Below are 22016 nucleotides of genomic sequence, written 5' to 3'. Positions count from 1 at the left end.
GCCCGACCCGCGCCCCCGTAACTCACCCAGCGGCGGTAAGCCGTACGAGTCCAGGCTCTCCAGGTCGGCCGCGCAGACATCGGGCCGCAGCGCCCGCACCCTCCCCCCGGCGCAGCGCCAGGAGGCCTCGGACACCCCCAGGTCGGGTTCCTGGCGCAGCCACTCCGCCAGGACCGACCGCACCAGACTCGCGTCGTGCACCAGCAGCACTCGGATCACCACAGCTCCTTCACTCGCGTCGGCCCACTTCACCGCTGACGCGTGTGCCCCGTTTTCGGCACTCGGTTCTCAGGGCGACCCCGGGGCGTGCAGAACTGGCCAACGGGAGGCGCGGGGGCGCACCCGGGGGGCTCCCGCGCCGGGCCCGTGCTTCGACCGGGGGGACATGAGCGGGTGCGGAGGGGGTATTCGGTGGGACCCCCGCCTGGCGAGGTGTCTCGGCCCGAGGCGGGGGCGGGGCGGCGGGCGCTCGCCGTGCGCGACGGCCCGAGTGGACAGAGCCTTGAGTCGGAAGCACCCGGCCCGGTGAGGAGGTGGTCCCGATGGCCGACGGACGGACCTCCGCCCACGGGCCGCCGGGAGACGAGGCTCCCTCGGCCCCGTTCGGGAGGCCGCTGCTGTCGCTGGCGCTCGCCGGGATGATGGAGGAGGTCCGGGCTCTCGCGGGCGCGGTGTATCTGCTGGAGCCCGGTGGGTCGGTGCTGGAGATGGCCGTCATGGCGGGGCTGCCCCGGGCGTTCGCGGCGCCCTGGGAGCGGGTCGGGCTCGGTGCGCCGGTTCCCGTCGCCGAGGCGGCGCGTGAGCGGCGGTTCGTGTGGGTGGGCGGCGAGGAGGACATGGCCCGGCGCTTCCCTCGGGTCGCGGTGGTGCTTCCCTACCCCTTCGCGCTGGCCGCCGTACCGCTGGCGACGGACTCCGCGGTGTACGGGTCGGTCTTCGTCACCTGGCCCGGTTCGCACCCTTCGGAGCTGTCGGACCGAGAGCGGGAGCAGCTCCGCGCGGCCTGCGACCGGCTGGCCCTGCGCCTGGAACGGGCCGTCGTCGAGCGCCGTCCGCTGGGGCCCGAGGCGGATCTGCTGGCCATCCCGCCCGATGTGCCGACGGCGGAGACCTTCGGCACGGTCGAGGCGGCGCGGATGGTGTCACGGCTGCCGTACGGGCTGTGCTCCCTCGATCTGCACGGGCGGGTCTCCTTCGTCAACACGGCGGCCGCGGAGCTGCTCGGCGTCCCCGCGAGCGCGCTGCTCGGCTCGCGACTGTGGGTGTCGGTGCCCTGGCTCGACGATCCGGTGTACGAGGACCGCTACCGCGCCGCGCTGTTCAGCCTGCACGTCACCTCGTTCGTGGCGTTGCGCCCGCCCGGCGACTGGCTGTCGTTCCATCTGTATCCGAGCGAGACCGGGCTGAGCGTCCGCATCACACCTGCGCGGGCGGTGGCCGACCTGGACCGTACGGGGCGCCGGAAGGGCGGTCCGTCCAGTCTGGTCACGATCTCGCAGGTGCTGTCGTTGGCGGGTGCGCTCACCGAGGCGGCGGGTGTCCAGGACGTCGTCCAGCTGGTCGCGGACGAGATCATGCCCGCGGTGGGCTGCCAGACGCTGGTGCTGCTGCGCTCGGGCGGCGGACGCATGCGCGTGGTGGGGCATCGCGGGTTCGCCGATCCTCAGCTGGTGGAGCGGTTCGACGGTCTGCCACTGAGCGACCAGAACCCGGGGACCCAGGTCCTCACCACGGGTGTGCCCGCCTTCTTCGGGTCCCGAGGGGAACTGGACCGGGCGTATCCGGTGGTGCGGGAGGTACCGGGTTCCATGGCGGCCTGGGCGTTTCTGCCGCTCATCGCGTCCGGGCGTCCGGTGGGCACCTGTGTGCTGGGCTATGCCGAACGGCACGACTTCCCCACCGACGAGCGCGCCGTCCTGACGAGTCTCGGCGGAATGATCGCCCAGGCTCTGGAGCGGGCCATGCTGTACGACGCCAAGCACCGGGTCGCGCACGGCCTCCAGGCCGCCCTGCTGCCCAGTTCCCTGCCGTCGTTGCCCGGCATCGAGGCCGCCGCGCGCTATCTGCCGGCCACCCAGGGCATGGACATCGGCGGCGACTTCTACGACCTGGTGCCCTCGCACGGGCGGGCCTCGGCGGTGATCGGGGACGTCCAGGGGCACAACGTGCCTGCGGCCGGCCTGATGGGCCAGATCCGTACGGCCGTACGGGCGTACACGACCGTCGGGCAGGCGCCGGAGGAGGTGATGAGCAGCACCAACCGGCTGCTGATCGACCTCGGCACCGAGTTGTTCGCGAGCTGTCTGTATCTGCGGCTCGATCCGGGCACCGGCCGGGCCGTGCTGGCCCGTGCGGGGCATCCCCAGCCGCTGCTGAGGCTCCCGGACGGCCGGGTCGAAGTGCTCGACCTGGCCGGGGGTCCCCTGCTGGGGATCGACGCCTCGGCCACGTACCCGACGACCGAGGTCGAGCTGCCGCCGGGCTGTGTGCTCGCCCTGTACACGGACGGGTTGATCGAGTCGCCGGGCGTCGACCTCGACGAGACGCTGGCCGCCCTGGGACGTCGGCTCGCGGAGACCGGGGACCGGCCGCTGGACGAACTGGCGGACGGGCTGGTCGAGTTCGGCGCGGGGGTGACCGACCGGGTGGACGACATCGCGCTGCTGCTGCTGAAGACGCGGGGTGACGAGCGCTGACCGACCCCCCCCCCGTGCGGTACCGGCCCTGACGGGTCGTCACGGCGCTGCCCCGCGGACGACGGGTCCGCGCACGCAGAACGGTCCGGCCCTCCCGCCGGAGGGCCGGACCGCGTTTCTGTCGGCCGGTACTACTGGCGTGGCCGATCAGTGCTTCTGGTTGTTCCCCAGGCCCGTGCCGTCGTCGGCACCGTTGCCGTTGCCGTTGTCGCCGAGGCCGTTGCCGTCACCGAGGCCGTTGTCGGCGCCGTTGCCGATGTCGTCGACACCGCCGAGCTCGTCGCCACCGACCTCTTCACCGAGTCCGGCGTCGTGGCCGGCGCCCGCGTCCTGACCGGCACCGCCCTCTTCACCGGCACCGGCGTTCTGCCCGGCGCCCGCCTCTTCACCGGCACCGGCGTCCTGACCGGCGCCCGCGTCCTGACCGGCACCGCCCTCTTCGCCCGCACCGGCGTTCTGCCCGGCGCCCGCCTCTTCACCGGCACCGGCGTCCTGGCCCGCGCCCGCCTCTTCACCGGCGCCCGCGCCCGCGCCGCCCTCGCCGAGGGTCGCGCCGACGGCCTCGAGGGCCGTGGTGACCGGCTGGAAGAAGGTCTCGCCGCCGACCGTGCAGTCGCCGCTGCCGCCCGAGGTCAGGCCGATCGCGCCGCCGTCCTGGGTGAACAGCGAGCCGCCGCTGTCGCCGGGCTCGGCGCAGACGTTGGTCTGGATGAGGCCGGTGACCGTGCCCTCGGGGTAGTTCACGGTGGCGTCGAGGCCGGTGACCTCACCGTCGTTGAGGCCCGTCGTGGAGCCCATGCGGAAGACCTGCTGGCCGACCGCTGCCTCGGCGGCCTGGAGGATGTCGACGGTCTGGCCGTTGCCGACGTCGACGGTGCTGGCCGCCACGGTCGCCGGGTCGTTGTACTTCACAAGTGCGAAGTCGCCGTCGCCGGGGAAGGTGGCCGTCTCGACCGTGGCGATGGGTTCGCCGTTCTCCTCGTCCGCCCACTCGGCCACCGCGACACCGCAGTGACCGGCCGTCAGGAAGCCGGGCGTACCGTCGCCGGTCACCACGTTGAAGCCGAGGGAGCAGCGGGCGCCGCCGCCGAAGATGGCGTCGCCGCCCTCCACGAACGTCTTGAAGGTGCCCTGCGTCTTCTTGATCGTCGCCATGCCCGGGCCGAGACTCTTGACAGTCGACTCGATCGTGTCCCACTTGGCGCCGGTGACCGTGCTGTCGGCGGTGACCTGGATCTTGTTGGTGCGGGGGTCGAGGGCCCAGGCGGTGCCCGGGATCGTCGCCTTCGCCTTCAGCGTCTGCGCGCCCGCCTTGAGCTCGGCGATGCTGTTGTCGACCTCGCGAACAGCGGCGCCGGCCTTCTTGGCCTGGACGATGACGTTGTTGTTGTCGCCCTCGACGACGTTGATGATCAGCTGCTGCCTGTCGGCGTCGTAGTAGGAGCCCGCGAAGGCGTCGCCGAGCAACTCCTGCAGCTGCGAGGCCAGATCCGAGGCATCCGTCGCCTTGAGGGTCTTCGGCGCCGCGCCGGCCGCGGCGTCGGTCTGGGACGCCATGGCGTTGGGCAGCAGCAGGGCCGCCGCTCCGAGCGCCGCGACACTGCCCACCGCTATCGCGGCCTTACGCTTCGGAACTCGCTTGTGACTCAACTTCTTGACCTCCTGCGGGGCGGGGTCTTAGCCGCCGATGGTTCTCGGCGACCGAGTGGGGCGCCTGGATGGCTCTAGGTACGGACGGGTTGCGTGGGGCGTTCAAAAGATTTGCCAACTCCCTTTGCGAAACAGCGAATCGGCCATTGCCCGCACCTGACCGACGGGAGCCGGGAACAATCACCCATATGACGATGACGCCCGCCGAAGCAGACAAGATCCTTTCCGCCAACTTCGCCCCCTGGGTGCTCGATCTCGGCCTGTCCGTCGAGGAACTGGGCGAGCACCGCGCGCTGCTGCGTATGCCCTGGTCGACTCGACTGGCCCGGGAGGGCGGGGCGCTGTCGGGGCAGGCCCTGATGGCGGCCGCGGACACCTCGACCGTGATCGCCGTCTCGGCGGCTCGCGGGGCCTTCGTCCCCATGACGACGGTCCAGCAGTCCACGACTTTTCAGCGCGCGGTGGCCGGATCCGATGTCCTGATCGAGGCGGTCCTCACCAAGCTGGGCCGCCGGATGGCCTTCGCCGACATCACGCTGACCGACGCGGACTCCGGTGAACTCGCGGCCCGCGCGAGCACGGTGTACGCCCTGCTGGGCTGACAGTCCTCAAGAGGGGGGCGGCAAGGAGGCCGGAGGACACCTTCCGTAGTCGCCGCATGGCGCTGTGTCGGTCATGGCGGGACGAATCCCGGCTCCAGTGAATCTGCACATCGAATACGCAGTCAGGTCACCGGATACGACGGTTGCGCACATCCGCTCGTAACACGCCACGCCTTTGGTGGCGGAGTGTCCGATTCCGCCGAGCGGACGTGACCCGCGCGCGCGTCCGACCGCAAGAGCCGCGCTGCACCGAAGCCGTGCGGCATGTGAAGAAGTCGCCGCCAAGTCGTGCGCGCTCCCTCACGGTGTGAGGCCTCTGGCTCTCAAATGCCCAGGTGAGGCGGTTGGTTGATTGGAAGGGCGTGGCGCGGGCGTGCTTTGATCCATCGCATCGCAGGGGCCGCCGAGGTTGTGCAGACGATCCCGAGTGGCCCTGCGGTCGCGGCCGTCACTGTCCCCAGAGGGGGCCGCTCCCCCCTTGTGAAATCCCCATACGAAGGGAAGTTCCATCATGAACTCCACCCCCCAGGTTGAGACCGCCGAGCTGTCGGACGCCGCCCTCGACGCCGTCTCCGGCGGTCTTTCCCTGAACGCCGTCGGCACCGTCACGAACCTGGTGGACAGCGTTGCCCCCGGCGCGCTCCCGCTGGTCGGCACGGTTGTCGGCACGGTCGAGGGCCTCACCGGCCTGAACACCGGTGCGATCACCAACACGGTCGCCGGTCTCTGATCGTCGCCTCGCGCCGCTGAGTCCCGGAACCGTCTCCCGGTTCCGGGACTCTCGGCTGCCCTGAGTTCACTTCTTCTTCCTACGCAGGTGGGGAAAGCCCGTGCAGTTCCGCCAACAGGCCCTCGCCAAGCTCCAGTCGGCCGAGGAACTGGACCTTCCGGTGCGCTTCGCCCGTCCCCAGGGCTGGCTGGTCCTCGCGGTGACGGTGGTCGTGATGGGCGCCGCGTCCGTGTGGGCGGTCACGGGGACCGTCTCCGCCTCGGTCTCCGCGCCCGCCATCCTCACGCACGGGGAGGGCAGTTACGTCCTGCAGAGTCCCGTCTCCGGCCAGATCACCGCGGTCCTTGCCGAGGAGGGCGCCCGGCTGCCCGCCAACTCGCCTGTGCTGAAGGTCCGTACGGCCTCCGGTGACTCGGTCGTCCGCTCGGTCGCCGCGGGCCGGCTCACCGCGCTCGCCGCCACCATCGGCCAGATCATCACCACGGGCACGAACATCGCGGCCATCGAGAAGGTCGCCCGCGCGAGCGACCCGCTGTACGCGACGGTGTACGTCCCCGCGGAGAGCGCCGCCACGATTCCCGCGGACGCGGCCGTCGACCTGACCGTCCAGACCGCGCCCACCCAGCAGTACGGGGTGCTGCGCGGCCGGGTGAAGTCGGTGGACCGGGCCGCGCAGACACAGCAGCAGATCGGCGCGTTCCTCGGGGACAGCCAGCTGGGCGAGCAGTTCACCAGGAAGGGCCGTCCGGTCGCCGTACTGGTGGAGTTGGAGAGGTCGTCGTCCACCAAGAGCGGCTACCAGTGGTCCTCCGCCGACGGGCCGCCGTTCCAGCTCACCTCCATGACCCTGGCCTCGGGCTCGATCCGGCTGGCCGACCAGCGTCCCGTCGATTGGCTGCTGCCGTGAGTCCCGCACACAACTCCCGGGCGGGGCACCGCTCTTCCCCGCCCCGGCGCGCGGTCCCCAAGGGCGGCGGCAGATCCGTGCGCACGCCGACCGTGCTCCAGATGGAGGCCGTGGAGTGCGGCGCAGCGTCGCTCGCCATGGTCCTCGGGCACTTCGGGCGGCACATCCCCCTCGAAGAGCTGCGCATCGCCTGCGGGGTGTCACGGGACGGCTCGCGCGCCAGCAACCTCCTGAAGGCGGCCCGGAGTTACGGTCTGACGGCCAAGGGCATGCAGATGGACACGGCGGCGCTTGCCGAGGTGAACGCGCCCGCGATCCTGTTCTGGGAGTTCAACCACTACGTCGTGTTCGACGGCATGGGGCGCCGCTTCGGACGGCGCGGGGTGCACATCAACGACCCCGGCAAGGGCCGCCGGTTCGTGCCGATGGAGGACTTCGACTCCAGTTTCACCGGAGTCGTCCTCGTCATGGAACCGGGCCCCGACTTCGAGCGCGGCGGGCGCAAACCGGGGGTTCTGGGCGCCATGCCGGCCCGGCTGCGCGGTACGTCGGGCACGATGCCCGCCGCGATCCTGGCGAGTCTGCTGCTGGTGGCGGTGGGCGCCGCGATGCCCGCGCTCAGCCGTACCTACATCGACTCGTTCCTGATCGGCGGCCAGACCTCGATGCTGGAGGTGCTGTTCGCGTCGATGGCCGCGTGCGTGGCGCTCACCGTCGTACTGACCTGGCTTCAGCAGGCGAACCTGCTGCACGGCCGCATCATCTCCTCGACCCTGAGCAGTGCCCGCTTCCTGCGCCATCTGCTGCGGCTGCCGGTCACCTTCTTCTCCCAGCGCAGCCCCGCCGACCTGGTCCAGCGTCTCCAGTCGAACGACGCGGTGTCCGAGACCCTGGCCCGCGACCTCGCGTCGGCGGGCGTCGACGCCGTCGTGGTCGTGCTGTACGCCGTGCTCCTCTATACGTACGACCCGCAGTTGACGGCCGTCGGTATCGGGGTGGCGCTGCTGAACATCGTGGCCATGCGGGTGGTGATCCGGCTGCGCGCGACCCGTACCGCGAAACTGCGCGCGGACAACGCCCGGTTGACCAACACCGCCTACTCCGGGCTGCAGTTGATCGAGACGATGAAGGCGACCGGCGGCGAGGAGGGCTACTTCCGCAAGTGGGCGGGGCAGCACGCGACGACGCTGGACGAGCAGCAGCGGCTCGGGGTGCCGAGTGCCTGGCTGGGGGTGGTCGCGCCGACGCTCGCGACGCTGAACAGCGCGCTGATCCTGTGGATCGGCGGGATGCGGGCCGTCGAGGGCCATATATCGGTGGGTCTGCTGGTGGCGTTCCAGGCCCTGGTCGTGCGGTTCACCGCGCCCCTCACCCGGCTCAACGGGGTGGCGGGTCGGATCCAGGACTTCGCGGCGGACGTGGCCCGGCTCAAGGACGTCGAGAACTTCCAGGCGGATCCGCTGTACGCGCGCCCGGGCGGCGGCGACTCGACGCGCCGGCTGCACGGCCACATCGAGCTCCAGGACATCACCTTCGGCTACAGCCCGCTCGACAAGCCCCTGCTGTCCGGCTTCGATCTGACCGTAGGTCCGGGGCAGCAGGTGGCGCTGGTGGGCGGCTCCGGCAGCGGCAAGTCGACTGTCTCCAGGCTGATTTCGGGCCTGTACGCGCCCTGGGAGGGCGTCATCCGTATCGACGGGCAGCGCCTCGAGGACATTCCGCGCGGCGCGCTGGCGGCCTCGGTCTCCTTCGTCGACCAGGACGTGTTCCTGTTCGAGGGCAGTGTCCGCGACAACGTGGCGCTGTGGGATCCGTCGATCCCGGACGAGTCGGTGGTGGCGGCCCTGGAGGACGCGGCGCTGTACGACGTCATCACGCGCAGGCCGGGCGGTATCCACAGCCGGGTCGAGCAGGACGGCCGGAACTTCTCCGGGGGACAGCGTCAACGCCTGGAGATCGCGCGGGCGTTGGTGCGCAACCCCAGCATTCTCGTCCTCGACGAGGTGACCAGCGCGCTGGACGCGGAGACCGAGCAGACGGTGATCGACAACCTGCGCAAGCGCGGCTGCGCCTGTGTGGTGATCGCGCACCGGCTGAGCACCGTGCGCGACAGTGACGAGATCGTCGTACTCCAGCACGGCACGATCGTGGAGCGCGGGCGGCACGAAGCCCTGGTGGCGGCCGGTGGGGCGTATGCCGAACTGGTCAGGGAGCGATGAGATGACGACGGTCAACGAAGGCGATGTCGATGTCGTCCTGGGCGCGCTCGGGCAGCTGGGGACGCGGTTCGATCTGTCCGGGCAGGGCCGTCTCGATCTCGAGGGCCCGCAGGTGCTGTGGCTGGTCGCGTCCGGCGCGCTCGATCTGTACGCGGTGGACGCCGTGGAACAGGGCCAGTGGCACCACATCGGCCGGCTGGAGGCGGGCGCGCTGCTGCTGGGCCCGGTCACCGGGCCGCAGCACACGCTGGTCGCCCGCCCGGTGCGCGACTGCGTGGTGCACCGCATCGGCCTGCGCGAGCTGTACCAGTCGCCGGCCACGGAGACCTGGTCGTACGACGAGTACGGCAACGCCCAGTACGTGCCCCCGGCGACCAGCCCGCTGGAGTACGCCCTCGCCCTGGGCGTCGGACGCGGCCTGTCGATCCTCTTCCAGGCGCCGATGGCCTCCGAGCGGGCCGCCGCGCCGACCGACGACGACGTGTTCTGGATGCAGGTCCCGCCGGGCAGCGTGCAGTACGGATCTTTGTACGGGGCGGAGGCCGGCGCCGATCTGCTGATGGACCCCGGGGTCTGGCAGGGCATGGTCGACCAGCAGTTCCGGCTGCTCGCCACCCTCGACCGGTGGATCGAGCAGCTCGAACGCAGTCACGAGACCCGTACGGCGGCCGGTATCAAGGCGGGTGAGGCGGTCCGGGCCCAGGCCGACCGGACCCTGCTGGCGTCGATCGGCAAGCCTTCGGCGAGGCGCACGACCGCCGCCGACGCCGATGCCACGTACGCGGCCTGCAAGCTGGTCGCCGAGGCGGCCGGCATCACGCTCGCCGAGCCCGCGCAGAGCGGCACCGAGAGCGACCGGCTCGATCCGGTCGAGCGGATCGCGCTCGCCTCCCGTGTCCGTACCCGGGCGGTGCGGCTCGACGGGCGCTGGTGGCACGACAACGTCGGCCCGCTGATCGGCCACCGCAGTCTGTCGGGCTCACCCGTCGCCCTGCTGTGGCGGCGCGGGGGCTATGTGGCCGTGCATCCCTCGTCGGGTCGCGAGACGCCGGTGGAGAAGGCGAACGCGGCGGAGTTCGAGGAGCGGGCGGTGATGTTCTACCGGCCGCTTCCCGAACGCGGGATGAGCCCGCTGCGGCTGCTCCGGTTCAGCATGGGCGGCAGCCGGGGCGATGTGGTGAACCTGCTGCTGAGCACTCTGGTGACGATCGCGATCGGGGCGCTGGTACCGGTCGCGACGGGCAAGGTGCTCGGCGAGTTCGTGCCGACGGCGCAGACGACGCTGATCGTGCAGTTCTGTCTCGCCGTGATGATCAGCAGTGTGGTGGCGGCGGCCTTCATGCTGCTGCAGAACCTCACCCTGCTCCGGATGGAGGGCCGGATCGAGGCGACACTCCAACCGGCCGTCTGGGACCGGCTGTTGCGGCTGCCGACGAAGTTCTTCACCGAGCGCTCGACCGGTGAGCTGGCGAGTGCGGCGATGGGTATCAGCGCGATCCGCAAGCTGCTGGCGGGAGTCGCCCCGGTCGTCACGCAGTCGGTCACGGTCGCGGCGATGAACCTGGCCCTGCTCCTCTACTACAGCGTCCCGATGGCGCTGGCGGCGATCGCCATGCTCGTGGTGATCGCCGCGGTGTTCCTCGGACTCGGGCTCTGGCAGGTGCGCTGGCAGCGGCGCCTGATCGTCCTGTCCAACAAACTCAACAACCAGGCCTTCCAGACCCTGCGCGGCCTGCCCAAACTCCGGGTCGCGGCGGCCGAGAACTACGCGTACGCGGCCTGGGCGGGCGAGTTCGCGCGCAGCCGCGAACTGCAGCAGAAGGTCGGCCGCATCAAGAACCTCACCACGGTGCTGGGCGCGGTGTACCTGCCGGTCTGCACCCTGCTGATGTTCATGCTGCTCGCGGGTCCGGCACGCGGCGCGATGTCGGCGGCGGCCTTCCTCACCTTCAACACCTCGGTGACGATGCTGCTGACCTCGGTCACCCAGCTGACCGGCGCCTTCGTCTCCGGAGTGGCCGCGCTCCCGCTGTACGAGGAGATCAAGCCGGTGCTGGAGGCGACCCCGGAGGTGCGTGTGGCGAGCACCCGGCCGGGTGTGCTGACCGGCGCGATCGAGGCCCGCCGCCTGTCCTTCCGCTACGCGGACGACGGGCCGCTCGTGCTGGACGACGTCTCTTTCCAGGTGCGGGCGGGTGAGTTCGTGGCGATCGTCGGCCCCAGCGGCTGCGGCAAGTCGACGCTGCTGCGCCTGCTGATCGGCTTCGACAAGCCCGTCTCGGGCAGTGTGCTGTACGACGGTCAGGACCTGGGCGCCCTCGACCAGTCGGCCGTACGCCGCCAGTGCGGTGTCGTGCTCCAGCACGCCCAGCCGATGACGGGTTCGATCCTGGACGTCATCTGCGGCACCGAGCCCTACACGCCGGAGGAGGCGATGGCGGCCGCCGCGATGGCGGGGCTCGCGGAGGACATCCAGCGGATGCCGATGGGTCTGCACACCATCGTCCAGGGCAGCGGCGCGATCTCGGGCGGCCAGCGGCAGCGGCTGATGATCGCGCAGGCGCTGATCCGCAGGCCGCGCATCCTCTTCTTCGACGAGGCGACCAGTGCCCTGGACAACGAGACCCAGCGCACGGTCATCGAGAGCACCCGGGCGCTGAACGCCACCCGGATCGTGATCGCCCACCGTCTGTCGACGGTGCTGGACGCGGACCGGGTGATCGTGATGGAGGACGGCAGGGTCGCCCAGGAGGGTCCCCCGGCCCAACTGCTGGCGGACACGGGCGGGCGGCTGCACGAACTGGTGCGTCGGCAGTTGGCGTAGGCCGGCCGACGGGCGAGGGGTCGGGGATCAGGGTGGCGCCGGAACCCCGTGCCACGGTTCCGGAACCCGGCCGTCGGCGGCGTACACCTGGGTCGCCAGGACCCGCAGGGCCGCTGCGAAGACCGCGGGGTGACGCAGGAACTCCATGTGGATGCCGGGGAACTCCACCCATGGCACGCCGATCCGGTGGGCGATCTCGATCGACGGCCGGGCGTAGTACGTGCCCCGGTCGTCCGCGCCGGCGCCCAGGACGATGGGGAACGGTGCCGCGCGCAGCGCCGCCTCGTCGGGGTGGAAGGCGGCGAAGCCGGGCCATTCGTGGCGGAAGAGCTGGTCGGCGTTGCCGAGGAAGCGTTCCCACAGGTCGGCCGGCCAGCGGTAGGAGCCCTCGCCCCGCGTCGTCCCGGCGAAACGGCGGCCAGCGGCGGGGGCACCGCCCGCCTCGTACCGGGCGGCCAGGTCGGTGAAGAAGCCGCGCGCGGGGTCGCCCTCGGGCAGGACGTTCACGGCGGGCGGTTCATGGGCGATGAGGCCCGCCAGGCACTCCGGGTGACGTGCGGCCAGGGTCAGTCCGATGATCGCTCCGCCGCTGTTGCCGAAGACCAGCGCCCGGCCCTCCGCCAGCTCGGCGACCAGTGCCCGGGCGTCGGCGGCCTGCCGTGACAGCGCCATGAGGGCGCCGCCACCGGTACTGCGGGAGTTGCCGCGCCGGTCATAGGTGATCACGGTGAAGGCGTCGGCGAGGCCCTCGGCGATCCCGGAGTAGTAGCCGGCGTCTCCGCCCGCGCCGCTGATCATCAGCAGGGCCGGGCCGACCCCGCGCACCTCGTAGTAGAGCTCGGCACCGTCGACCGCCAGCCTGCCGCTGCGCACGTCCGCACTTCCTCCCTAACGATACTTTCCCGTATCGATACTTTGCCGTTTCGATGAAAGTGGGCTAGCCTCGGAACATCGGCGTACGAAACGGTTTCGTTTACATACGCGTAATCCCACGCCTTCCCTGGAGTGTGCTCAGATGTCCCAGTCCCTTACCGAAGGCGCCCCGAAGGGCGTCACGAACCACACGGACAACGGGTCCGCCGCGCCGGACCCGAGGCGGTGGCTGATCCTCGCGATCATCGGTCTCGCGCAGCTGATGGTCGTCCTCGACGCCACCATCGTGAACATCGCCCTCCCCTCCGCACAGGCCGACCTCGGCTTCACCGACGGCAACCGCCAGTGGATCGTCACCGCGTACGCGCTGGCCTTCGCCTCCCTGCTGCTGCTCGGCGGCCGGATAGCCGACCTGTTCGGCCGCAAGCCCGCCTTCCTCATCGGCGTCGCCGGTTTCGCCGGCGCCTCCGTCCTCGGTGGCGCGGCCAACAGCTTCGAGATGCTGGTCGTCGCCCGGGCCCTCCAGGGTGTCTTCGGCGCACTGCTCGCGCCCGCCGCGCTCTCCCTTCTGAACACGACCTTCACCGACGCCCGTGAACGTGCGCGCGCGTTCAGCGTGTACGGCGCGATCGCCGGAGCCGGCGGCGCGGTGGGCCTGCTGCTCGGCGGACTGCTGACCGACGCGCTCGACTGGCGCTGGACGCTGTACGTCAACCTGGTCTTCGCCGTCGTCGCGTTCGTGGGCGGCTGGATGCTGCTGGGCAACCACCGTGACGCCGCCAACTCCAAGATCGACGTCCCGGGCACCCTGCTGGTCTCCGCCGGACTCTTCTCCGTCGTCTACGGCTTCTCCAACGCCGAGACGCACGACTGGGGTTCGCCGCAGACGTGGGGCTTCCTGATCGCGGGCGTTCTGCTCCTCGTGGGGTTCACCCAGTGGCAGACGCGGGCGAAGCACCCGCTGCTGCCGATGCGCGTCCTGCTCGACCGCGACCGTGCGGCCTCGTTCCTCACGGTGCTCATCTCCGGCGCGGCGATGTTCGGTGTCTTCCTCTTCCTCACCTACTACCTGCAGCTGAACCTCGGCTTCAGCCCGACCAAGACCGGCCTGGCCTTCATGCCGATGATGGCGGCCCTGATGGTCGCGGCCCAGGTCTCGACCACGATGCTCGTGCCCCGCTTCGGCCCCAGGATCATCATCCCGCTGGGCTTCCTCCTCGGCGCGGCCGGCATGGTCTGGCTGACCGGTATCGGCGTCGGTTCGGACTTCAGCACCGCCGTCCTTCCGCAGCTGCTGGTGATCGGCCTGGGCATGGGCACCATCATGCCGCCCGCCATGCAGCTGGCCACGAGCGGAATCGGTGCGGAGGACGCGGGGGTGGCCTCCGCGACGGTCAACACCATGCAGCAGGTGGGCGGTTCGATCGGTACGGCGCTGCTGAGCACGCTCGCCGCGAGCGCCGCGACCAACTACCTGTCGGGCCGGAACGCGGCCGACAAGCTGGTCCAGGCCCAGTCGACGATCGAGAGCTACACCACCGCCTTCTGGTGGTCGGCCGGCTTCTTCGCCGCGGGCGCGCTGATCACCTTCCTCCTCTACCGCCCCGGCGTACCGGTCCAGGACGAGAACGCCGCGCCGGTGGTGCACATGTGACGCACCCGGACCGGAGAGACCGAGGGGCCGCCGTCTTCAGGGAGACGGCGGCCCCTCCCGGCTGCGGCGAGTGCATGGCGCATGGAAATGTCAATCAAGAGGCTCGTAATTCACCTTCTCGGGTGAAATAGATCTTGCGGACGACGCCTCAGGGATGGTCAGGGCCCCGGAAGGGTAGTTACCGAGACCGAAATGCGCCCACTGCAGAGGTGGAGCGGCCATGACGCCAGAAGCCGACGACCGTACTCGCGGGCCGTCCGAGCGCACAGCCTCGGACTCGTCCGGAGCCCTGCCGCCGACGGCCAATCCGTATGCCCGTACGTATGTGCACGGGCCGTTCACCGTGGTCGAGGTCTCCGGGGAGATCGATCTGGCGACCGCGGGCCTCCTCGCCGAGCACCTGGACGCCGCGACCGCACGCCCCGAGCCGGACGTACTGGTCGACCTCCGGCACGTCGACTTCTTCGACTGCTCGGGCCTGCGCGAACTGTGCCGCGCGGACAGCCGGGCCCGCGAGCGGGGCGGGCGCCTGCGTCTGGTCTCCGACACGGCCCGCATCCACCGCCTGCTGCGGGCCGCACGTCTGCTTCGACGCTTCCCGCCTCTTTCACGTATCCCCGAATAGGGCTCCGGGGTCCGGGGCGGGTCTCTGCCCCCGCACACGCCGATGGGCCGGCCGGTGGCCCCACACCACCGACCGGCCCCGCTGCGAGATCGCGCGGCTCCCGCGACACAGGGTTGGCTCTCCCCATCCGTGAGCGTCCTGCGATGCCCACGGGAGCGCGCGACCCCGGTCCTCAGAACGTGAAGAGGGCCGTCCCGTAGGTGCTCTTCACGCACTCGTTCGCGAAAGTCCGCTCATAGTCGACCCGCTGCCCACGCCACACGCCCTGGACGGTGACGACGACGGGGTCGTACCGCTTGGTGCACTTCACGCCACTTCGCGCCGCCAGGGCGTCGAAGTCCCCGTCGGCTGCGCGGAGTTCGGCACACGCGTCGGACGCCGCCGGGTGCGTGCCCGAGGCCGTCGGCGCGCAGGTCAGGGTGACGGCACGCTCCGGGGTGACGGCGACCGCGGTGTGTCCGTGCCCTGTCGTGAGCACGAGGGACGAGGGGGCGTAGAGCCCGGAGGCGGCGTGGGCGACGGGGGCGGGGGTGGCGACGGCGGCCCCGGTGAGGGGGCCGCAGACGGCGGTGGCCGTCAGGGTCAGAGTCGCTGCCCAGCGCGCGGTGTTCGGCATTGTGTGCATCCTTCCGCTCGTTTCGAAGATGCGAATCGAAGGTCAAATGGTTCGCAGGGTGCTCGATCCCAGCCGGTCGGGCCGGATCGGCGAGCGTGAGTCTGCCGAGTCCGGCGCCGAAACTCATCTCGACCCCATGCGTTTCAGTAACCTTGCGTATTGAATCAGTGGCCTGAAGTTACGTGACGTGAACGCCAGAAGCCCACAACTGAGCGGTCGTTGATCGCCCCGGGATGCCTATTGGCCGGATCCAGCCGCCTTCTTAATCGGCCTGAAACATTCCGATTCAGCTCCGGGCGGAGTCGCACCCAACCCCTTGCGTTCCCCTCGTCACGGAGTAATCGTGATTACATGATTACGACAGAGCAACGTGAGAAGCTGCGCGGTTGGTTCGCCGGCCGACTCCCCGACGACCTGTTCGAGAGCCTGGCCGAGGTCACTGTCGACCGCGAGGAGATCACCGTGATCGGCCGGGTCCCCGCGCCCCGGCTCGCCGAGGACGTGTCGGCCGCCGAGCGGGACGCGGCCGTCCAGGGCCGGATCGAGGAGTTTCGCGAGCGCACCCGGGAGACCCGGATAGCGGTCGCGCGCGAGGCCGAGCACCGGTTCGACAAAAAGGTCTCCTGGGGTGTGGAGTGCGATGGCCGGCGCGCCCTGTTCACCCATATCGCCGCGCCCGTCATGACCCGGCTACGTCAGCCCGAGCGGCAGGTCCTCGACACCCTCATCGCCTCCGGGGTCGCCCGCAGCCGCAGCGACGCCCTCGCCTGGTGCGTGCGGCTGGTCGAACGCCACGCCGACGACTGGCTCACGGAGCTGCGCGAGTCCCTCGAACACGTACAGCGGGTACGGGCCCAGGGACCGGACGCCGAGCCAGGGCCCGAGTCCAAGACGGAGACCGAGCCCGAGGAAACGTCCACCGACGAGAAGTGACCGTCACCTAGGGGAACCGGTCGAACTGCGTTCCCTCGTGCACGGGGTGCACCCGCTGACGTTGTCGGGGCCGGCGGAGCGGGTGAGCCGGCGGGCAGGCCGCCGAGCGGCTGGGGCGGGTCTGCACGGGTGGCGAGCGGCGTCGGGCCTGGCTGAGGGTTTCGCCCCCGCCGCCCCTACCCGTCCCATCCCTGGGGGCTGCGCCCCCAGACCCCCCTACGGCCCTGAACGGGCCTCGTCCTCAAACGCCGGACGGGCTGGAGAAGCGGGCGGGCGTTGAAGGTGCGGGCCTGCTCGTCGGGCCTCGTCCTCAAACGCCGGACGGGCTGGGGGGTGCGGGCCGGGGCTTTGGAGTGTGGACCGCTACCTCTGGGCTGTGGCCACTTGTTCCGCGTGCCCCCTTGGGCCCCCTATCGACAGGGAGCTGGGACTGGCGGTCGTCTGGTCTGTTTGCCAGCGTTGTTTGGGGGAGCCGTCGCGGATCTTTACCACCACGTCCGTGTCGGGGGCGTCGGAGGCGGGGGCCAGGGCCAGGCCCTCCTTCCAGCGGGGGAGCAACTCGCCCCGTACGGTGAGGTCGTAGCGGACGTCGTCGTTGGACGCGGCGGCGCAGCGGCCGAGGATGACCACACCTGCGTCGGCGTGCGAGTCCAGGCACAGCTCCGGGTTGGCGACACTGCGCAACAGGCCGTCGTTCGTGTACGACCACAGCTGGGTCCACGCGGTCGAGCAGGACGCGAGCTTGGTGACGGCGCCGGGCGTGGCCTTGCCGCCCCGGATGTCGAGGCACTGGTCGGCGGTGATGTTGCGCAGCCTGGTCTGCTGGGTCGCCGTCGGGTTCGCGGGCGGGGAGGACGACACCGCGGGCGGGGTCGGCGTGGCGCCGGGCGTCTGGGTTCGGCCGCCGGTCGCGCTGGACGAGGCGGCCGGGTCGGCGCCGCTGCCGTCCTTCGGCCACACCCCGCTGCCCAGCACGACCGCGAGGACGACCGCCGAAGCCAGGCCCACGCTGGTGAACAGGGTTCTTCTGTTGTGGGGGAGGCCCGTTGCTGGGCGGCGGGGGGAGGGGATTTTGGAGAGGAGGCGGCCGCGTCCAAGGCCGCCGAGATCACGGCGGCGGCCGGCGGTGCGCCTGCCTCGCCCCCCGCCACCGCCGTGCCGGGCCCGGCCCCGCGCCCTGGCGGTGCCCTGGGCGCGGCCCGGGCGGGAGTCGAGGTAGCGACGGGCGCCCCAGCCGAGCACCGCCTCCGCGAGCATCGTGCCGAGTGCGCCCTCGACCTGGCTCAACTGCTCGGCGGCGTAACGGCAGTAGCGGCACTCCATCAGATGCTGCTGCACATCGGGCAGCAGAGCCCCGCCGCGTCGGATCGGGACGTCGAGGAGACGGTTGTAGAACCGGCATTCCTTGGACGGCGCGAGTTCCCGGTGCGCGCGTACACAGCCCTCGCGGAACTGCTCGCGGGCCTGTTCCAGCGACGCCGCCGCCGTGTCCGCGTCCATGCCGAGCAGTTCGGCGGGGACGCTCATCGGGTCGGCCTCCACCTCGGTGTGCCACAGCAGGCACTGGGCGAGGCCGGGAAGAGCCTGGAACGAGCGCTCGGCGAGCTTCCGGTTCTCCGGCGTCATGGACTTCGCCGTGCGCATACCGCGACCGCCCGCGGGTTTCGTCAGTTCCGGCAGTGCGTCGGCTATGCGGTCGTCGTCGGCCCACTCCCTGACCGTGTCACGTACGGCCACGAGGAACCGGGAGCGCAGCGCGACGGCCGGCTCCGCCCGCATCACCCGCTCCAGGACCTGGTGGAAGGCCGCGGCGGTGACCATGGAGGCGGTCTGGGCCGAGGTGGCGAGGCAGATGACCGCGTACTCGTGGGCCGCCTGCCAGTGCCGCGCCGTCAGCAGGGCCACAGCAGGGCCGCTCTCGCCCTCCGGTCTGCCTCTGAGCTGCGCCGCGAGGCTCTCGTCCGATTCCCCCAGAACCCCACCGGAGTACGGGAGGTAGGACGGACGAGGGGGGTGGGGATGGGGCACTGAGCGGTTTCCTTCCCACGCGCGGGTGACTCACAGAGGTCCCCCGGCCGCGTAGTCCCGCCCCGGCTGTGGCGCTGGACCGCCACAGCATCACCACCGGCGAGTCGAGCCCGGCCACTCCCCCTGTACAAGTAGTTCACCCTTGCACAAGTTCCTCCTGGCCAACAAGCCACTTGGGCAACATCCGCTCACGTCCGTCCACTGCAGAAAGGTCGGCAACAGGGCAGAAGCTCCAGCAGTCGTACCGGTTTTCGGATTCCTGCCCGCGCCCCGTGTGAACCGCGCGCACACGCCCGGGCGCCGCGCACGCTCCCGGCGCGTGCGACGGTGCGGTCCACTGGAACCGGCCCTCCTCGAAGGCCCCGCGCGAAACGGCGGCTCTTTCGCGCGAAACGGCCGCCGACCCCGTTCCTCCCGCCCTCGGTCGGCGGCCCCGAGGGCGGGCCCGGCTTGTCGCGGCTCGGCCTCAGATCTGCCAGGAACGCAGTCGGTCGGCCGCGCCGTAGACGTCCGTCTTGCCCGAGATCAGATCACGGGCGAGGTCGACGAGAGCGCCGTAGGGCGGGTCTATGCCGACGTCGCTGACGAACATGTACGCCACCGCGGTGGCACAGGCGAAGCGGGCGTTGGCCGACGGCAGCGGCTTGAGCAGCGCGAGGGTGTGCAGCAGCGCGGCGGCCCGCCAGGCGGGGTCGGAGTCCACGCCGAGCCTCGGCGGGTCGACCCGGTGCCGGGCCACGGCAGCGACCAGGGCGGAGAAGTCGTTGACCGTGGGCTGGTCCGGCAGGACCTCTTCGTGGCGCTGGAGCAGCCACGGCACGTCGATGTGGATGACAGGAGCCATCGGTCAGGCGACCTGTCCCTGACGCCCCGGCGCCACCGGTTCGTCCTCGGGGAACGCGGCGGCGAACTCGTCGGCGTGGGCCGCGAAGAACCGCCGGAATTCCTCCGCGCCCTCCTGCAGGGCACGGTGCCGGGCGATGTCGGCCGCCGCCGCCTCCCGCACGAGTGCCTTCATCGACGTACCGCGTTCCTTGGCGATCTGCCGCAGGTCCTCTAGCTCGCGGTCACTGAACTCCACATTCAGAGCAGGCATGCCCCCACGGTACCTCGCCGGTACTTACCCGTAAATACCACCAGGTCAGACGGGTGAGGCAGAGGTACCGTGGGGTGGGACCCGGTCCGGGCTAGCCCTGGTCGGCCACGAAGGACGCCATCCGGGCCAGGGCCGCGTTCCAGTTGATCGTGTGCTCGTTCGTCGACCAGGACTGGATGTCGTCGATGTAGCAGAACTGGCCGACGCAGCCCTGCAGTTTGCTCTGTGCGTAGGGGTCCTGAATGCTCGAGTTGGGGCCGCCGGCGAGCGTGCCGTCCGGCGGGCTCGGCAGCTTCGGGTCGAGCTGGTGGGCGTACCAACGGCTGTGCTGCTGATGCGAGTTGACCTCGCCGTAGCCCGTCACGTACGACATGTTCAGCGCGTTGCGGCCCAGCAGGTAGTCCATGCTCTGGAGCGCGCCGTCCCGGTACTTGGAGGCGCCGCCGATGTCGTAGGCGGTGGCGATGACGACGGCGTTGTTGAGGACCTGGGCGTTGGAGCCCCAGTCGTACAGGTTGGCGTCGGGGGCATAGGGCATGCCGTACGGCTGTGCCGCCAGCGTGGTCAGATAGCGGTCGGCGCCCTTGAGGACGGACTGGCGGACCTTGTCCCGGCCGGGGAGCTTGCTGGGGACGGTCGCCAGGTCGAGGCGGCCCGCCGCGGCGGTCCTGGCCCAGTCGAAGCCGAGCGGGACGAAGATGTCGGCCGTGTGGACCGGCGAGTTCAGGATGTACCGCTCGAACGGCTTCTCACCGGTGGTGAGATACAGCTCGGCCGCCGCCCAGTAGAACTCGTCGCTCGCGTCGGTGTCGTTGTAGGCACCGCCGCCGGTCCCGTCGTTCGGGTCGGCGTGCAGGTCGGGGTGGGCGAGGGCGGCCGTCCATGCCTTCCGGGCCACGGCGAGGGCATGCGCGGCGAAGGTCCGGTCGTAGGGCCGGTACAGCCGGGCCGCCTGCGCCGCCGTGGCCGCCAGGTTCAGGGTGGCCTCGGTGGTCGGCGGGTGCAGTTCGCGCTTCTGCGGGTCGTCGCTCGGCAGCAGCGGCAGCCCGGTCCACTGCTCGTCGTGCATCTTGTGGTGGGCCATGCCGGCCAGCGGCTGCCCGGCGGGCACCTGCATCTTCAGCAGGAACTCCAGTTCCCAGCGGGCCTCGTCCAGGACGTCCGGCACCTTGTTGCCGCTCTCCGGGATGGCGAGCGTGCCGTCACCGAGCTTGTCCCGCTGTCCCGTACGGGCGTGCAGGGCTCGCTCGTACGTGCTCAGCAGCTCCCAGGTGGAGATGCCTCCGTTGACGACGTACTTGCCGTGGTCGCCGGCGTCGTACCAGCCGCCGGTGACATCGAGGGTGTAGTCGCACACGCCCGGCTGGCACGGCACCCGGGAGTCGCCCCGGTTGGGCGCCACGTCCACGTGCCCGGCGGGGCGGGCGTAGCCCGGGCGCAGGTCGTCGCGGATCGCGATGCCGCTGCGCTGTGTGTAGTAGTACTTCAGCGAGTCGAGCCGCAGCCGGTCGTAGGCGCTCGTGCCGATGTCGAAGGGACGGCTGGTCTCGCCGTCGGCGACCAGTGTGAGCCCGGTGCCGAGCTTGCGGTAGGCGCCGAAGTCGATCGACTGGACGTTCTGTCCGGAGGACACGTCGGTGCCGCGCGGCACGGTCCTGCCGTGGGCCACCGTCTTTCCGTCGGCGTTCTTCAGCTGCCAGGGCAGCGGCTGCGTGGCGCCGGTGACCAGCGTGGCGTTCTTCGGGCCCGCGGGGAGGTAGGCGACCTGGTTGACGCGTACCCGGGGACCGGTATCGGGTTCGTACACCTCGGGCGGCACCCCGCCCACCAGTGAAACGTCGTCCATGCAGAACCGGAAGGGGTCCGCGCTGCCGCCGAGCTGGAAGCCGACCTGGCCCTGGGCGGTGTCGGCGGGGGCGGTGAAGGTGTACGTGTATGCGTCGCCGGAGACGCTCAGCTGCGGGCTGACCTCGAAGTAGGTGTCGTACGGGGCCACCGACAGGCCGACGATCGCCCGGACGACGTGCCCTGCTGGCGTGCCCAGCGCCTTGAAGCTGAACCGGTAGGACTCGCCCTTGACGAGGGTGAGGTCGTTCTGGCCGACGGCGGCGTCCCAGCGGTTGGTGGTGCCGCCGGGGACCTCGGCACAGAGGCCGCCGTCGGCGAGGCCGGCGGTGACGTTGCTGGTGGTCCACCAGGGGGCGGTGGTGGTGTCGAAGGTGCCGTTCTTGAGCTGCTCGATCTCTTCGGCGCCGGCCGGGGTGGTGGGGAGGGTGGTGAGGGCCGCTGCGAGGAGGGCGGTCACCGAGAGCAGGGTGGTTCTGCGTCGTTTCACGTCGGGCTCCTCGGGTGAGGGTGGGGGTGCGTTGCTTGCCGTGGGAGCGCTCCCAGATGTGGACTTGGCCCATGCTGTGCGAGGTGTGATGGCTCGTCAACGATCCGGACAGTTTTTCGCCCCCGCCGCCCCTACCCGTCCCATCCTTCTCGGGGGCGCTGCCCCCGAACCCCCGCTCCTCAAACGCCGGAGGGGCTGAGTAGTGCGGGGGGTCTGGGGGCGCAGCCC

At 70.9% G+C, this 22016-nt stretch carries 16 protein-coding genes; 9 read left to right on the top strand and 7 right to left on the bottom strand.

Features of this window, described 5'->3' with window-relative positions; translation table 11 throughout:
• The first annotated feature begins 542 nt into the window (after nucleotides 1–542).
• Nucleotides 543–2696, top strand: a complete 2154-nt coding sequence (locus ABZ855_RS44925; protein WP_360818700.1) for a SpoIIE family protein phosphatase — start codon at nucleotides 543–545, stop codon at nucleotides 2694–2696.
• Nucleotides 2697–2843: 147 nt separating this feature from the next.
• Here ABZ855_RS44925 and ABZ855_RS44920 read toward each other — a convergent pair whose 3' ends face one another.
• Complete coding sequence (locus ABZ855_RS44920) at nucleotides 2844–4346, bottom strand: S1 family peptidase (protein ID WP_360818697.1); 1503 nt, start codon at nucleotides 4344–4346, stop codon at nucleotides 2844–2846.
• A gap of 188 nt (nucleotides 4347–4534) precedes the next feature.
• On the opposite strand from ABZ855_RS44920, the gene ABZ855_RS44915 reads away from it, so the two are divergent.
• From ABZ855_RS44915 to ABZ855_RS44895, 5 genes are all read left to right on the top strand, one after another.
• Nucleotides 4535–4948, top strand: coding sequence for a PaaI family thioesterase (locus ABZ855_RS44915; RefSeq protein WP_360818694.1), 414 nt, complete (start codon nucleotides 4535–4537; stop codon nucleotides 4946–4948).
• Nucleotides 4949–5459: 511 nt separating this feature from the next.
• Entirely contained in the window at nucleotides 5460–5678 is a 219-nt protein-coding gene (locus ABZ855_RS44910; protein WP_319090863.1) for a type A2 lantipeptide, read from the top strand.
• Nucleotides 5679–5778: 100 nt separating this feature from the next.
• Nucleotides 5779–6585, top strand: a complete 807-nt coding sequence (locus tag ABZ855_RS44905) for an HlyD family efflux transporter periplasmic adaptor subunit (RefSeq protein WP_360818690.1) — start codon at nucleotides 5779–5781, stop codon at nucleotides 6583–6585.
• On the top strand, nucleotides 6582–8804 hold the full coding sequence (locus ABZ855_RS44900; RefSeq protein WP_360818687.1) for an NHLP family bacteriocin export ABC transporter peptidase/permease/ATPase subunit: 2223 nt from the start codon (nucleotides 6582–6584) through the stop codon (nucleotides 8802–8804). Before ABZ855_RS44905 ends, ABZ855_RS44900 begins: the two co-directional genes overlap by 4 nt.
• A 1-nt stretch (nucleotide 8805) precedes the next feature.
• Nucleotides 8806–11628, top strand: a complete 2823-nt coding sequence (locus ABZ855_RS44895; protein WP_360818684.1) for an NHLP bacteriocin export ABC transporter permease/ATPase subunit — start codon at nucleotides 8806–8808, stop codon at nucleotides 11626–11628.
• Nucleotides 11629–11655: 27 nt separating this feature from the next.
• Here the strand turns inward: ABZ855_RS44895 and ABZ855_RS44890 are convergent, their stop codons facing one another.
• Nucleotides 11656–12501, bottom strand: coding sequence for an alpha/beta hydrolase (locus ABZ855_RS44890; protein WP_360818681.1), 846 nt, complete (start codon nucleotides 12499–12501; stop codon nucleotides 11656–11658).
• A 142-nt stretch (nucleotides 12502–12643) separates the two neighbouring features.
• Between ABZ855_RS44890 and ABZ855_RS44885 the strand changes: the two genes are divergently transcribed.
• Nucleotides 12644–14155, top strand: coding sequence for an MFS transporter (locus tag ABZ855_RS44885; protein ID WP_360818678.1), 1512 nt, complete (start codon nucleotides 12644–12646; stop codon nucleotides 14153–14155).
• 220 nt (nucleotides 14156–14375) lie between these two features.
• A complete protein-coding gene (locus tag ABZ855_RS44880; protein WP_360818675.1) occupies nucleotides 14376–14780 on the top strand; it encodes an STAS domain-containing protein in 405 nt (134 codons plus the stop codon).
• Between the two features lie 172 nt (nucleotides 14781–14952).
• On the opposite strand, the gene ABZ855_RS44875 is transcribed toward ABZ855_RS44880, so the two are convergent.
• Complete coding sequence (locus ABZ855_RS44875) at nucleotides 14953–15396, bottom strand: protease inhibitor (RefSeq protein WP_360818672.1); 444 nt, start codon at nucleotides 15394–15396, stop codon at nucleotides 14953–14955.
• Nucleotides 15397–15747: 351 nt separating this feature from the next.
• Here ABZ855_RS44875 and ABZ855_RS44870 point away from each other — a divergent pair, with 351 nt between their 5' ends.
• Nucleotides 15748–16329, top strand: coding sequence for a hypothetical protein (locus tag ABZ855_RS44870; protein ID WP_360818669.1), 582 nt, complete (start codon nucleotides 15748–15750; stop codon nucleotides 16327–16329).
• A 363-nt stretch (nucleotides 16330–16692) separates the two neighbouring features.
• On the opposite strand, the gene ABZ855_RS44865 is transcribed toward ABZ855_RS44870, so the two are convergent.
• From ABZ855_RS44865 to ABZ855_RS44850, 4 genes are all read right to left on the bottom strand, one after another.
• Nucleotides 16693–18357, bottom strand: a complete 1665-nt coding sequence (locus ABZ855_RS44865) for an RICIN domain-containing protein (protein WP_360818666.1) — start codon at nucleotides 18355–18357, stop codon at nucleotides 16693–16695.
• 466 nt (nucleotides 18358–18823) lie between these two features.
• Nucleotides 18824–19201, bottom strand: a complete 378-nt coding sequence (locus ABZ855_RS44860) for a toxin Doc (RefSeq protein ID WP_053745133.1) — start codon at nucleotides 19199–19201, stop codon at nucleotides 18824–18826.
• A 3-nt stretch (nucleotides 19202–19204) separates the two neighbouring features.
• Complete coding sequence (locus ABZ855_RS44855) at nucleotides 19205–19453, bottom strand: hypothetical protein (RefSeq protein WP_053745132.1); 249 nt, start codon at nucleotides 19451–19453, stop codon at nucleotides 19205–19207.
• Nucleotides 19454–19544: 91 nt separating this feature from the next.
• Nucleotides 19545–21788, bottom strand: a complete 2244-nt coding sequence (locus ABZ855_RS44850; RefSeq protein WP_360818662.1) for a glycoside hydrolase family 9 protein — start codon at nucleotides 21786–21788, stop codon at nucleotides 19545–19547.
• Nucleotides 21789–22016 lie beyond the last annotated feature (228 nt).

This window comes from Streptomyces sp. NPDC047042 (genome assembly GCF_040644035.1).
GTDB lineage: Bacteria > Actinomycetota > Actinomycetes > Streptomycetales > Streptomycetaceae > Streptomyces.
The sequence above is the reverse complement of the archived record's forward strand: the minus strand, read 5'-3'. Positions and strand labels throughout refer to the sequence as shown.